At 44.8% G+C, this 13,923-nt stretch carries 10 protein-coding genes; 4 read left to right on the top strand and 6 right to left on the bottom strand.

Annotation, left to right across the window (positions count from 1 at the left end; genetic code table 11):
• Positions 1 to 56: 56 nt before the first annotated feature.
• Positions 57 to 530, bottom strand: a complete 474-nt coding sequence (gene greA / locus R7Z47_RS11305; protein ID WP_005380065.1) for a transcription elongation factor GreA — start codon at positions 528 to 530, stop codon at positions 57 to 59.
• A 545-nt stretch (positions 531 to 1,075) separates the two neighbouring features.
• Between greA and R7Z47_RS11300 the strand changes: the two genes are divergently transcribed.
• Both R7Z47_RS11300 and dacB read left to right on the top strand, forming a co-directional pair.
• Positions 1,076 to 2,098: a porin gene (locus R7Z47_RS11300; protein ID WP_005380064.1), complete on the top strand. Its 1,023-nt coding sequence runs from the start codon at positions 1,076 to 1,078 to the stop codon at positions 2,096 to 2,098.
• Between the two features lie 186 nt (positions 2,099 to 2,284).
• On the top strand, positions 2,285 to 3,706 hold the full coding sequence (gene dacB, locus R7Z47_RS11295; protein ID WP_005380063.1) for a serine-type D-Ala-D-Ala carboxypeptidase: 1,422 nt from the start codon (positions 2,285 to 2,287) through the stop codon (positions 3,704 to 3,706).
• On the opposite strand, the gene R7Z47_RS11290 is transcribed toward dacB, so the two are convergent.
• Together R7Z47_RS11290 and tyrS are read right to left on the bottom strand one after the other, a co-directional pair.
• The gene (locus R7Z47_RS11290; protein WP_005380062.1) at positions 3,685 to 4,530 is read right to left on the bottom strand and encodes a magnesium transporter; all 846 of its coding nucleotides are present in this window, start codon (positions 4,528 to 4,530) and stop codon (positions 3,685 to 3,687) included. The genes dacB and R7Z47_RS11290 overlap by 22 nt on opposite strands.
• Before the next feature lie 418 nt (positions 4,531 to 4,948).
• Complete coding sequence (tyrS, locus tag R7Z47_RS11285; RefSeq protein ID WP_017820416.1) at positions 4,949 to 6,136, bottom strand: tyrosine--tRNA ligase; 1,188 nt, start codon at positions 6,134 to 6,136, stop codon at positions 4,949 to 4,951.
• Positions 6,137 to 6,266: 130 nt separating this feature from the next.
• Here tyrS and R7Z47_RS11280 point away from each other — a divergent pair, with 130 nt between their 5' ends.
• Positions 6,267 to 7,559 carry a peptidoglycan DD-metalloendopeptidase family protein gene (locus R7Z47_RS11280; RefSeq protein ID WP_005386530.1) on the top strand — a complete coding sequence of 431 codons (1,293 nt, stop codon included), beginning with the start codon at positions 6,267 to 6,269 and terminating at the stop codon, positions 7,557 to 7,559.
• A gap of 64 nt (positions 7,560 to 7,623) precedes the next feature.
• On the opposite strand, the gene vmeK is transcribed toward R7Z47_RS11280, so the two are convergent.
• The 3 genes from vmeK to erpA form a co-directional block, all read right to left on the bottom strand.
• Positions 7,624 to 10,728, bottom strand: a complete 3,105-nt coding sequence (vmeK, locus tag R7Z47_RS11275) for a multidrug efflux RND transporter permease subunit VmeK (protein ID WP_054576316.1) — start codon at positions 10,726 to 10,728, stop codon at positions 7,624 to 7,626.
• A 9-nt stretch (positions 10,729 to 10,737) separates the two neighbouring features.
• Complete coding sequence (locus tag R7Z47_RS11270) at positions 10,738 to 11,853, bottom strand: efflux RND transporter periplasmic adaptor subunit (RefSeq protein ID WP_005380030.1); 1,116 nt, start codon at positions 11,851 to 11,853, stop codon at positions 10,738 to 10,740.
• A gap of 105 nt (positions 11,854 to 11,958) precedes the next feature.
• Positions 11,959 to 12,300, bottom strand: coding sequence for an iron-sulfur cluster insertion protein ErpA (gene erpA / locus R7Z47_RS11265; protein ID WP_005380031.1), 342 nt, complete (start codon positions 12,298 to 12,300; stop codon positions 11,959 to 11,961).
• Positions 12,301 to 12,546: 246 nt separating this feature from the next.
• On the opposite strand from erpA, the gene hemL reads away from it, so the two are divergent.
• A complete protein-coding gene (hemL, locus tag R7Z47_RS11260) occupies positions 12,547 to 13,842 on the top strand; it encodes a glutamate-1-semialdehyde 2,1-aminomutase (protein WP_054576317.1) in 1,296 nt (431 codons plus the stop codon).
• Positions 13,843 to 13,923: the final 81 nt, after the last annotated feature.

The following is a 13,923-nucleotide window of genomic DNA, read 5'->3' as shown; positions in this document are numbered from 1 at the left end:
TCGCCTGAGGCGACCTTTTTGCGTTTTATCAGAGTAGTAATGCTACTCCAAACGACTTAGATATATTCTACTCGGTCAATTTCGAAGTCTTTCGCGCCACCCGGAGTTTGAATAGCAACTTCATCGCCTTCCATCTTACCAATCAGGCCACGAGCAATAGGTGAGCTCACTGAAATGCGACCTGCTTTGATATCGGCTTCGTCATCACCAACGATTTGGTACGTTTTTTCTTCTTCGGTGTCGATATCAATCAAGGTTACGGTTGAACCAAAAATAACTTTACCCGTGTTCTCCATCTTCGTTACATCAATAACTTGAGCAACTGACAGTTTGTATTCAATGTCACGGATTTGTGCTTCACAAATGCCCTGCTCTTCACGAGCGGCGTGATATTCAGCATTCTCTTTTAAATCACCTAGCTCACGAGCTTCAGCAATTGCCTCTGAGATCTGAGGACGTAGTTTAAGTAGACGATCGAGTTCTGCACGTAGCTTTTGCTCGCCACGTAGTGTCATTGGAACTTTTTCCATTTTATAACCTCAAGCCCAAATGGGTCTTTGGACAAAAAAAGCCCACCCTGTCATAGGACTGGGTAGTGCGCTTAAAGATGTATTTCGTTTAGTGTAAACAAACTCCCGGACGAAATCATCTTAATTCGAAAGACAGCAAGACTATGCCTTTTCGGCATAATGATATAACTCACTTTTAGAGCGGTTCTAGGGCGAATCACCTTCTCAATTTATTGAAAAACAACACTGTTCATTACACCAAAAACCTCAAAAAAGATAAAAACTAATCAATGTCAGGCCAATGTCATTGCCAATAATTTCAATCAAAAACAGTAATTTAAATAAAAACAACGCACAATTGAACAGTGTTCATCAGTGGGATTTATATCATTTTACTAACTCATACGGAAACTTTAGCAGTAAAACATGTCCAGCGAGTTGTTAGATCAATGGCTTACAAGTGCGAACTATATCGCTCAATTAGCCAATTTTGGACCAACAACTTGTGAGAGATCACCTCTCCCCCATACAACAATGATTATGGACAGCTAACTAGGACAAATAAGATGAAAAAGACTCTAATTGCTCTTTCTGTATCTGCAGCAGCTATGGCAACTGGCGTAAACGCAGCTGAACTTTACAACCAAGACGGTACTTCTCTAGAAATGGGCGGCCGTGCTGAAGCACGTCTATCTATGAAAGATGGCGACGCTCAAGACAAATCTCGCATCCGTCTAAACTTCCTTGGTAAACAAGAAATCAATGACAACCTATACGGTGTTGGTTTCTGGGAAGGTGAATTTGAGACTGCTCAAAACGGTACTGTAGACGGCGACGACAAGAGCGATCTAGAAACTCGTCTTGCTTACGCTGGTCTTGGCGGTGCTTACGGTGAGTTCGCATACGGTAAAACTGAAGGTGCACTAGGCGTTATCACTGACTTCACAGATATCATGGCTTACCACGGTAACTCTGCAGCAGACAAACTAGCTGTATCAGACCGTACAGACAACATGATGGCTTACAAAGGCCAGTTTGAAAACCTAAGCGTAAAAGCAAGCTACCGCTTCGCTGATCGTATGGAAAACAAAAACACTGGTGAGTACTACGACAACAAACAAGACGGTTACTCTCTATCTGCAATCTACGCTCTAGCTGACACTGGTCTTGAGCTAGGTGCTGGTTACGCAGATCAAGACAAAGCTAACGAGTACATGCTAGCTGCATCTTACACAATGTCTGATCTTTACTTCGCTGGTGTATTCACTGACGGCGAGAAAATGGAAGATTCAAACAACAGTAACACAGTTGATTACACTGGTTACGAGCTAGCGGGTGCTTACACTCTAGGCCAAACAGTATTTACAACATCATACAACAATGCAGAAACTAACAACGAAACTTCTGCAAACAACTTCGCTGTTGATGCTTCTTACTACTTCAAGCCTAACTTCCGTGGTTACATTTCTTACAACTTCAACCTGATTGATGCAGGTGACAAGTTTGGTTCAACTGACACGAGCAAAACAGTTGCAACTAAGATCGATGCTGAAGACGAGCTAGCTCTAGGTCTACGTTACGACTTCTAATTCCGGTCTTTGACTAGAATATCGAATGCCCGCTTTAAGCGGGCATTTTTTATACTTAATTTTAAGCAGCGCGCCTTTCTCTCGTGTCTCATTCATGAAGACATTTGAAGCATTTCTTTAGTTACCTAGCATATTGAAAGGACTTGCGTATACTCAATCACATAACTCACCTTAGAAAGTATCATTATGCGTTTACGTTGGCCCTTGCTCATATTCTCTTCATTACTTTCTGCTTTTTCACAAGCGTACCCTCATCAAGAAGTGCTGCCTGAAGGCGCCCGCATCAGTTTAGTTGCGGAAAAACTCAGTGAAAATGCTGAGCTTGACGGTGTTCATCCTACCGAACAACTGTTCCCACCAGCGAGTACATTAAAAATCGTCACCGCATTAGCCGCAAAGCTAGAACTGGGTGATAATTTCCGGTTTCGAACCAAGCTGGAAACGTCGAACTCAGATGCAGTGATTTACTTTGTCGGCGACCCAACACTCCAAACCAACGACTTAAAATCACTCCTCACTCTAGCTAAGAAAAATGGCTTAAAACGGATTAACGGTGACCTATGGCTCGATAACAGCGCATTCACTGGTTATAACCGTGCGGTGGGCTGGCCATGGGATATCTTGGGAGTTTGCTACAGCGCTCCGGCATCGACCATCACACTCAATAACAACTGTGTACAAGCCTCTATCTATACACAAAAAGATGGTGGAACGCGGGTCTACGTACCAGAGCATCAACCTATTCGTGTCACAAGTACCGTAGAAACAGTTTCTAAAACCATTAAGAAAAGTCGTCATTGTGACTTAGGTTTAGTTGCAAATCCCGATAACAACTACAAGCTAACAGGGTGCTTGGTTGAAAGAGACAAACCATTGCCACTGAAATTTGCGGTTCAAGACCCTGAGCGTTACACCAGTCAAAGGTTGGCGGCTTTGCTCAAGGAGCTCAACATTGGGGTATCAGGACAGATTAGGGTCGGTACGGCGCCAGAAAAGCAGCGAAAACTCATCGCAATGCATCAATCAAAAGCCTTACCAGACATTCTCGAAGATATGCTCAAAAACTCTGACAACTTGATTGCCGACACATTAACCAAAACACTTGGTGCTAAATTTTTCGTTCAGCCAGGCAGTTTTACTAACGGTACAGAAGCGATCAAGCAGATCATTTTCGCCAACACTGGTATTGATATTCGTAATGCGCGCCTAGAAGACGGCTCAGGACTTTCGCGAAATAACCGGATCTCCGCGACCAAGATGGCTGAAATGCTGCGCTATATTTGGAAGCATGAAAACGAACTCAAATTGATTGCCATCATGCCGAAATCAGGTGAATCCGGCACATTAAAGTACCGACAAAGTATGCGAAAACTTCCAATTAAAGGACAGCTGATCGCGAAAAGTGGCTCTATCTACGGGACTTACAATATGGCTGGATATGGCTTGGACAAAAATGGTCAACCTAACACCATTTTTGTTCAGTTTGTTTCAGACTACTTCCCAGAAAAACGGGACGACAACACACCTGTCATCGCCCCGATTACACATTTTGAGCAGCTTTTTTACAATGACATTGTGAACTTTAGTCAGGCAATACCTAAGAAATAGTTCACCACGTTAAAGTAAATCCACATTCCTGAAATATCGACGATAGACGCAAGAACTGGACTCACCAATACGGCTGGGTCCAACTTGCAAGCTCGTGCAATAATTGGCAACAGCCCGCCCAATGTTGTAGAAATGGTGACTTGAATGAACAGCGCAACTGCTATTGCCAGTGCGATATCGGTTAGTTCAAAGCCTCCTGTTGATTGTCCTGCACTAAATAACATAATGCGTCCAATCATCACGATAGCGATCGCTAGCGCAATAAATAGAGCGACTCGGCTCTCTTTCCACAAAACTTCTAACCATTGGCGTTTTTTTAACTCTCCAGTAGCAAGAGCACGAATCACCAAAGTTGCTGCTTGTGTTCCTGTGTTACCACCAGCAGCTGCAATCACTGGCATGTACACTGCAAGTAAAACAAGCTGACTAAGGGTGTCCTCATACTGAGCGATGATCAAGCCTGACACTATCCCTAAAAGAGCCAGCGCAATGATCCATCCAATACGCTGTTTTACATGCCCTAAAACACTAGTTGATAAATAACCATCGGGTGTATCAACTTCAGACATATGCAGACCCAGTTGGTGAGCATAATGACGTGCGCGTTTGTCATGACCTGCTTGCTCAAGTTGAGCAATAAGACTATTCACATAGCCGACAGAGCAATGCTGTAAAATACCTACAGCCTCATCAATCGGCATAACCGTAAGCAAATGGACTTGTTGCTCTTGCTCGTACTGCAAGAATGCATTGCGAGCTGCACCAATTTCTACTTCAGAAAAGTTTGGTGTTGTTTCAATAAAAGTGTTGTTCATTACCGTCATGGCGAATCTCCCGATTGGCATTGGTAACGACCATCGACAAAGCATGAAAAGCCACTCTTGCACGCTAAAAGTCAGACAACAATTAAGATGCACAGAGAAAACCAATGCGAATGCACTGTCTATTCAGAATGTATGAAGGAAATAACGAGAAGAAAATTAGAAAAGATGCCTCACCACTTAGGTAAGGCGGAGATCGCCAATACCGAAGCGGGTTATTTCGCTCCCTTAATCTTACTCACCCAACGACTGGGAGGATGGTCGGTATTGTTCATGTAAATCTCCGATAGCGCTGCCATTATTGGCAGCGCAAGTATAGTAGCAAAGTTCATCAGGTATGGAAGTTTTACTTTGCCGTTTTTGCTAAATTTTCATACAAAAAAAGCGCCCTTCGGACGCTTTCATTTGCAGTCATTATGAATTACTGAATAGTAATACGAGCAAATTTACGTTTGCCTACTTGGAACACGTAAGTACCCGCTTCTGGAGCAAATTTGCTGTCCGCAATTTTTTCACCATCAATCTTCACAGCGCCCTGCTTGACCATGCGCATCGCATCTGACGATGATGGACATAAGCCTGCTTCTTTCAACAGATTACTCACTGGGCGACCTGCGTCAAAGTCAAACTCTGGCATTTCATCAGGAATTTGGTTCTTCGCAAAACGGTTTACGAATTCTTGCTCTGCTGCATCGGCATCGGCTTCACTGTGGAAACGAGCAATAATTTCTTTTGCTAGCAATACTTTGATGTCACGAGGGTTTTTGCCCGCTTCTACATCAGCTTTGAATTGAGCAATCTCTTCCAGAGGACGGAAAGAGAGCAGCTCGTAGTAGCTCCACATTAGGTCATCAGAAATAGACATGATTTTACCAAACATTTCGCTTGGCGCTTCGCTGATACCGATGTAGTTGTTTGCTGACTTAGACATCTTCTTCTCGCCATCAAGGCCCACTAGAAGCGGCATCATCAGTACAACCTGAGGTTTTTGACCGTGAGACTTTTGCAGTTCACGACCCATTAGAAGGTTGAACTTCTGGTCTGTACCACCTAATTCAACATCCGTTTCCATTGCTACTGAGTCCCAGCCTTGTAGAAGTGGGTACATGAACTCATGAATAGCAATTGGCTGACCACCCGCGTAACGCTTTTTAAAGTCGTCACGCTCTAGCATACGAGCAACGGTTTGGTTTGCCGCAAGGCGAATCATACCTTCTGCGCCCAGTTCAGACAGCCACTCAGAGTTAAACTGAATTTTAGTCTTTGCAGGATCGAGAATTTTGAACACTTGCTCTTTGTACGTTTCAGCGTTACGCAATACGTCTTCGCGACTTAGCGGCGGACGAGTTGTGTTTTTACCTGTTGGGTCACCAACCATTGCAGTGAAGTCACCGATTAGGAACGTCACTTCATGACCTAGTTCTTGGAACAAGCGAAGCTTATTGAAAATAACCGTATGGCCTAGGTGAATGTCAGGTGCTGTTGGATCAGCGCCCAATTTAATACGTAGAGGACGGTCTTCTTTTAGTTTTGCGATTAGCTCTTCTTCTGGAATCAGCTCTTCAACACCGCGCTTAATCTCGGCTAGTGCAGCTTCAATGCTCGCCATTCTTGTTCACTCCCACAGATTTGGCAAAAATATAATAGCTGAACATATTACTTGAATAGCGATGCATTTTGAAACACGTTAGACTAGGTAGTTGTCACTTTTTCCGTTTAATTTAGCAATCAAGTACCTCATGCATTCGATTTTTGTCCGACTTCCACTCTTGCACAAAGTATTGATCGGTTTTTTTAGTGCGCTGATTATCTTCGCGCTCTTCTTTTTACCTGATCCGCAAGACCTAGACCCGCAGCAGAGCCGATTAAAAGTTGGTCAACATTATCCTGTGCCAGTTTCCCTCGAACTCAGTGCACTAAATAGTTCATCGCCTGCGGTTCCTGCCGTGCTGCGCTGGGAAACATACAAAGTAAAAAATGGCGAGAGTGCTGCCATCTTATTTAGTCGCGTAGGGCTTTCTGCTCGTCTATTACATGAACTGGTGTCATCAGACAAAGAAGTGGAAAAACAGTTAACTCGGCTTCGACCTGGTGACCGATTGCAATTTGGTTTTGACGAAAATAACGACTTGGTGCAGCTAAGAAGAACACTAAGCGCGTTCGAGACTTTTCGTATCACATTAAAAGACGGCAAGTACGTTTCTGAAGTTGATAAAAAAGAAGTCGACTTCCAGTACAACTACGCTGAAGCCACCATCAAATCAAACTTTTGGAATGCAGGAATATCTTCTGGATTAAATGGTAACCAAATCATGGAACTGGCTGGCATATTTGGTTGGGACATCGACTTTGCTTTAGATATTCGTAAAAACGACAGCTTCCGAGTACTTTACCAAGAGGAAGTGGTAGAAGGTGAAGTAATCGGCCGTGGAAAAATCATTGCTGCGATCTTTAAAAACCAAGGCGATACCTTTACCGCAATATTGGATCAGAAAAGTGGCAAGTATTACGACGAAAATGGGCGTGCAATGAAAAAAGCATTCTTACGCGCGCCGTTGGACTTCCGTCGAGTTTCGTCTAATTTCAACCCACGCCGCTTACATCCAGTGACGGGACGCGTTCGTCCTCATAGAGGCACGGACTATGCGGCACCAGTGGGCACCCCGATTTGGGCGGCTGGTGATGGCGTTGTTCAAAAATCGTCTTACAACAAATTTAATGGTAACTACGTTTTCATTAAACATAGCAATACTTACATTACCAAGTACCTGCACTTAACCAAACGTACTGTACGAGCTGGTCAACGCGTTAAGCAAGGCCAAACCATTGGTACGCTTGGCGGAACTGGCCGTGTAACTGGCCCTCACCTGCACTATGAGTTCCTTGTGAATGGTGTCCATAAAAACCCGCGCACGGTGAATTTGCCACAATCTAAATCCCTGACAGGCAAAGCGAGACAAACTTTCATGGCAAACGCGAAAATTAGCATGGACAAGCTTGAACGCTACAGCAAACTGCTAGCAATGAAGTAAGCCAGGTATTGAAAAGGGCAGCGAAGCTGCCCTTTTTGTTTTGTCGATATCATCACGATAAAGCTTACTGTTCGGAGTGATGCTCTCTCCCGAGCATAAGCAAACACGGTGTCAGAACTAACGTTAGCAAAGTCGCAAACGCCAAACCACCCGCGACAGCGGTCGCAAGCTGAGACCACCATTGAGTGCTTGGTGCGCCAAACTCCACTTTCTGATTAACTAAGTCGATGTTCATTTCTAACACCATTGGCAATAAGCCTAATATGGTGGTCACCGTCGTAAGTAAAACGGGTCTTAAACGCTGCACACCCGTACGCAAAATAGCCTCAGATTTTTCTAAGCCACGTTTACGCATCTGATTATAAGTATCGATTAAAACAATATTGTTGTTTACCACGATACCAGCCAACGCAATCACTCCAATTCCCGACATAATGATGCCAAATGGCTTTTGGAAAATAAGTAACCCGGCGAAGACACCAACGGTAGAAAACAGCACTGCACTAAGGATTAAGAAAGCTTGATAAAAGCTATTAAACTGCGTAATTAAAATCAAAGCCATCACACCAAGCGCGACAATAAAAGCATTTTGCAAGAATGCTGATGAGTTTTCCTGCTCTTCATTTTGACCCCGAATCTTATATTCAATGCCTTCCGGTAAGTCGAGCTGTTCCATTCCAGCGGCAATCTTAGGTAACTCAAGCGCCAAATTGTAACCTTCCACCATATCCGCTTTAATATTGATAACTCGATGACTGTCGACCCGACGAATAGTGTCTTGCTTATGATCTGGTTTGATTTGAGCAAAATTCGTAATCGGTACCAGACCAGCTGCCGTTTTCACTCTCAGTTGATCAAATCGACCTATGTCGCGCTTATCTTGCGGATAGCGCACCAAAATATCGACTTCTTCATCCGCATCATCGGGCAAATAATCGCCTATTTTCAAGCCGTTCGTAACAAACTGGACGGTATTCCCGACTAAAGTAGCATCCGCTGCAAAGCGAGAGGCGTCATCTCGCTGGATATCAATTTGCCAATCAATCCCTTCCTTATTAGTGGTATCACTCAAGTTGGTCAGTGCAGGATTACCATCAGCCCAATGTCGTACTTTTTTGGCTGCTTCATCTAACGCACTAACACTCAAATTTCGTGATGACACTTCAATCACGAGATCATGCTCGACAGGCGGTCCTGCGTCCGGGAATTTATACTCAAGTTCAACACCATAAAAGCGGTCTGTCGTCTCTTTTAGTTCCTCAATAATGGTTTTCACTTTGCGTCGATACTGCCAATCCACAGGCGTTATTTGAATCTGGCCAATCTCGTCCCCATTATCGCTCGATCCTGTGCGCGTGTAGACACTTTCAAACTCGTCATGACCGAGCATCACCTTCTCGATTTCGCGCATAACAACATCTTTTTCGTGAATAGACAGGTCACCATAAGAACGAACTTTAACGGTAAAAAAGGCAGGGTCCACCTCAGGGAAAAACTCTGCACCCAAGCCAGCTTTGTTGTAAGTGAAGCCGACACCTGCCGCTAGCAGTATCGCGCTGAGTAAGACCTTCCATGGATGACGAATCGCTACCGACAGAGTCTGGTAATAAAGCTTGGTAATGCCTGTCGCTTTTTCAAAGTTGCCGTTATGCAGCTCAACCATTTCTCGCTGAGCTTTCTGATTGACTACTTGAGGCTTGCCAATGATCCCACCGATGACAGGAACGAACAATAAAGCCATCATCAGAGAAGCGGCCAAAGTAGCAATTAAAGTAAGTGGTAAGTACTTCATGAACTCACCAGTGATGTCTGGCCAGAAAAGTAACGGAGCAAACGCAGCCAATGTGGTTGCTGTGGATGCGGTAATAGGCCAGGCCATTCGCTTTGCGGCATCTCGATAGGCTTCTTTACGTGGCGTTCCTTCTTGCATGCGCCGATCTGCAAACTCTGTCACCACAATGGCACCATCCACCAACATGCCTACTGCCATAATTAAAGCAAACAGTACGACGATATTGACCGTCAGCCCAAATACCGATAACACCAACAACCCAGTCAAGAACGATCCTGGAATAGAAATCCCCACGAGAAGCGCGGTCCTAACCCCCAATATGGCAATAATGACGATAACTACGAGGATAATTGCGGATAAGATATTGTTTTGTAGATCACTGAGCATCAATTTGACATCGTCGGATTGATCCCAAGTGTATTTAACTTGCAAATTGTCGGGCCACTCGGCGCGCTTCTGTCCCTGAGCCAGTACTTCTTTTACCAGCTCAACCGTTTCAATGATGTTTTCCCCTGCCCGTTTTTTTACGTCCAAAACGATGGCAGATTCGCCATCTAAACGAGCAAAACTTTCAGGATCGCGAAATGCACGCCGTACTGTCGCCACATCGCCAAAAGTGATCACCTCTTTTCCATTCACCTTGATAGGTAGTTCAAGCACATCTTTCAGTGAATCAAAAACCGATGGGACTTTTACCGAAAAGCGTCCATACCCAGTATCGACAAACCCCGCAGCCACAACTCGGTTATTCAAGGCAATTAAATTATAGATATCCGCTTGATCGAGACCGTAGCTTTCCATCAATAGCGGATCGACAACTATCTCCACGATGTCTTCGCGATCTCCTGCGATTTCAACCTCAAGAATCTGACGGAAACTTTCCAAACGATCACGTAACGTTCTGGCAATCTGAACAATGGTTCGCTCTGGTACGGTGCCATAGAGCACAACGGTCAAAACAGGCTCTTCAGATGCAAACGTGACTTCGTTTACCGTTGGCTCATCACTGTCCTCTGGTAACTTTGGCTTCGCAAGATCAACCGCATCACGCACATCTGCCATCGCTTTATCAAGATCCACTCCGACACTAAATTCCAGCGTCACCGAAGCATGACCTTCTGATGCCACAGAGGTCATCTCTTTTACGCCTTCAATAGAGCGCAACTCTTGCTCTATTGGCCGAACTAATAAACGCTCGGCATCGACAGGAGAAATGCCTTGATGCCCAACAGAAACGTAGATAATAGGAATGGTAATATCAGGGCTCGATTCCTTGGGGATTGTGACGTAAGTAATGACACCTGCAATTAATATCATCACCAACAATGTCAGCATAGTGCGAGCGCGAGATAACGCAGCATCAATCAGAGTGTACATAGGTGCTCCTTACTGCTCATTAGCCGCTTCAATAACTACGTCATCAACTTTATTGGCCAGTACTTGATCACCATCTCGCACAAAACCTTGTCCCAGCACGATAATGTCTACACGCTCTCCTAACCCAGAGAGCCACACACCATCATCCTCGGCCTTAACGAGTTGAATTGGAACAAACTCAACATGCTCATTACGCAGTGTCTTGACACCTAAGTTACCTTCTTCATCTAGTGCTAACATGGCAGCCGTAATCTTTACTGCCAACACTTCACTCAAAGGCAGCTGTACTTCTGCGCTCATACCAGCAGGAATTCTTGCGTCTTGATTATCAATTTCGATTTCAATTGGAAACGTATTAGTAGAAGCAGAAGAAACACGTCCAATGTAGCGCACACGACCTTGATGATGCTGTTGGTTAATGGTTCTTACGTCGGCTTCTAGGCCTTCCTTAAGATATTGTATATGCCGTTCACTGACATCGGCTTCAATCACTAAAGTATCCAAATCAATGACCGTCGCAATAGGATCGCCAATCCCGACAAAATCACCTAACTCAACAAAGTGATGATCTACGATGCCATCAAATGGCGCTTTAACCTCAGTATTTCTTAAAGCCGTTTGCACGTTACTCAAATTCGCACGTGCATCTACCAACGCTGCTTGCGCTGTCGCAAATGCAACCTCACCTTGCAGTCCGCGACTTTTTAGCGATTTAGCTGCATTAAACTCTTTCTCTTTAACCAACAGCATCGCCTGGGCCCGTTTAAGTTGAATGCCAAGGTCGCGCTTATCGATGTTTGCGATCACTTGTCCCTGTTTGACCGCTTGGCCTTTCTTTATGTTAAGACTGACTATTTTACCGGCAACTTCGGCGCCAAGACGCGCTTGACGATTGGGCGCTGTTCGTCCATACAATTCAATGGTTTTACTGGTAGGTTCGGCAAGAAAAGTATCAAACATCACCTTTGCAAGTGGTGTTGTGTTCGTGGATGTTGAAGAGTTAGGATGATCATCTTGTGCTTTGAGTTGGCCGATGGTTAGCCATGCAACAAGAAGTAAGACGAGGATAAGAGATACTAGCCAAGGGCGCTCGACAATTCGGCGCCCAAAAGAAAGTCCAGACATATAAAGTCCTTTTTATTATTTCTCTGCATATCTGCGAGCGTGCGCTTTACGTGACATCCTTCTACATAAAGCACAGGCAGCCATTAGCTGCCTGTTAGGTGTTAATTACACACTGAACGATGCACCACAACCACATGTTGTCGTTGCATTTGGATTATTTACGAAGAAGCGCGCTCCTTCCAACCCTTCTGTGTAGTCAACAATACCGCCAACGAGATATTGCAGACTCATAGGGTCTACAACCAGTGTTACACCACTGTTTACGATTGTCGTATCGCCTTCGTTTACATTTTCATCAAAAGTAAAGCCGTATTGGAAGCCGCTGCAGCCGCCGCCAGTAATGTATACGCGCAGTTTCAATGCTGGGTTTTCTTCTTCAGCAATCAATGCTTTAACGCGAGATGCTGCTGCGTCAGAAAAAGATAATGGTACGTTTACTTCGCTCACGAAGACCTCTCTCACTCGTGTAATGCGTCAAGCCTGAAGCAAGACGTCAAATTTGTGCTAATTGAGACGATTATCCAATACCTGACAAACTCGTTCAAGTATTCGCCGCCGATTCTTTATAACAGATGCGGATATATAAGATTACACTGCGAAACAACACATAAATTAAGCAAAACGTTTCTAACTTGATTATAGCTAGGTACAATGCGCTCCACTTGGTCCGAGCAATCAAAAGAGGATAACCCCATGACCAAATCATCAGAGCTGTATCAAAAAGCTCAGCAAACCATCCCTGGCGGTGTCAATTCACCAGTTCGTGCATTCAACGGCGTTGGCGGCTCTCCGCTATTTATCGAACGAGCAGACGGTCCACTGATTTTTGATGCCGATGGTAAAGCGTATATTGATTACGTTGGCTCTTGGGGTCCAATGATTCTTGGTCACAACCACGCGGTTATCCGCGAAGCAGTAATTGATGCAGCGCAACGCGGTCTTAGCTTCGGTGCGCCAACAGAACTTGAAATCGCGATGGCAGAATTAGTTTCTGAGCTTGTTCCATCAATGGAGCAAATCCGCATGGTAAGTTCTGGTACTGAAGCTACGATGAGCGCGATTCGCCTTGCACGTGGCTTCACCGGTCGCGACAAGATCATGAAATTTGAAGGTTGTTACCACGGCCACGCTGACAGCTTGCTAGTAAAAGCAGGTTCTGGTGCACTAACTCTAGGTCAGCCAAGCTCTCCTGGCGTTCCTGCAGATTTTGCTAAGCACACGCTAACAGCAACATTCAACGACCTAGATTCTGTACGCGAGCTATTTGCTGCTAACAAAGGCGAAATTGCTTGTATCATCGTTGAGCCAGTAGCAGGCAACATGAACTGTATTCCACCAGTGGAAGGCTTCCACGAAGGGCTACGTGAAATCTGTGATCAAGAAGGCGCGCTACTAATTTTTGATGAAGTAATGACAGGCTTCCGTGTTGCTCTAGGCGGCGCGCAAGCACACTACAACATCAAACCCGACCTAACGACACTGGGTAAAGTGATTGGTGGCGGTATGCCAGTAGGTGCTTTCGGTGGCCGTAAAGAAGTGATGCAATACGTTGCACCTACAGGCCCAGTTTACCAAGCTGGTACCCTTTCCGGTAACCCTGTCGCAATGGCAGCAGGCTACGCATGTTTGAACCTTCTAAAAGAAGAAGGCAACGAAAAGCGCCTAGCTTCTAAAACGAAACAACTTGCTGAAGGTTTTAAGTCTCTAGCAGAAAAACACGGTATTCCGCTAGTTGTTAACCAAGTGGGCGGTATGTTCGGCTTCTTCTTCACTGACCAAGAAAAAGTAACTTGCTACGAAGACGTAACGAAGTGCGATATAGAACGCTTCAAGCGTTTCTTCCACTTAATGCTAAAACACGGTGTCTACCTTGCGCCATCTGCGTTTGAAGCGAGCTTTACTTCACTCGCTCATGGTTCAAAAGAGATTGATGCCACACTAGAAGCTGCTGACCGCTGTTTTGCTGTTCTTGCAGAAGAAGCGAAATAATCGCTAAAAACGGCGATAACGCATTTAGAAAAGGACCGTAACGGTCCTTTTTTATTGCCAATTCAAAATAACCAATATCGC

Source organism: Vibrio sp. 1641 (genome assembly GCF_033339995.1).
In the GTDB taxonomy this organism is placed as follows: domain Bacteria; phylum Pseudomonadota; class Gammaproteobacteria; order Enterobacterales; family Vibrionaceae; genus Vibrio; species Vibrio alginolyticus.
The sequence above is the reverse complement of the archived record's forward strand: the minus strand, read 5'-3'. Positions and strand labels throughout refer to the sequence as shown.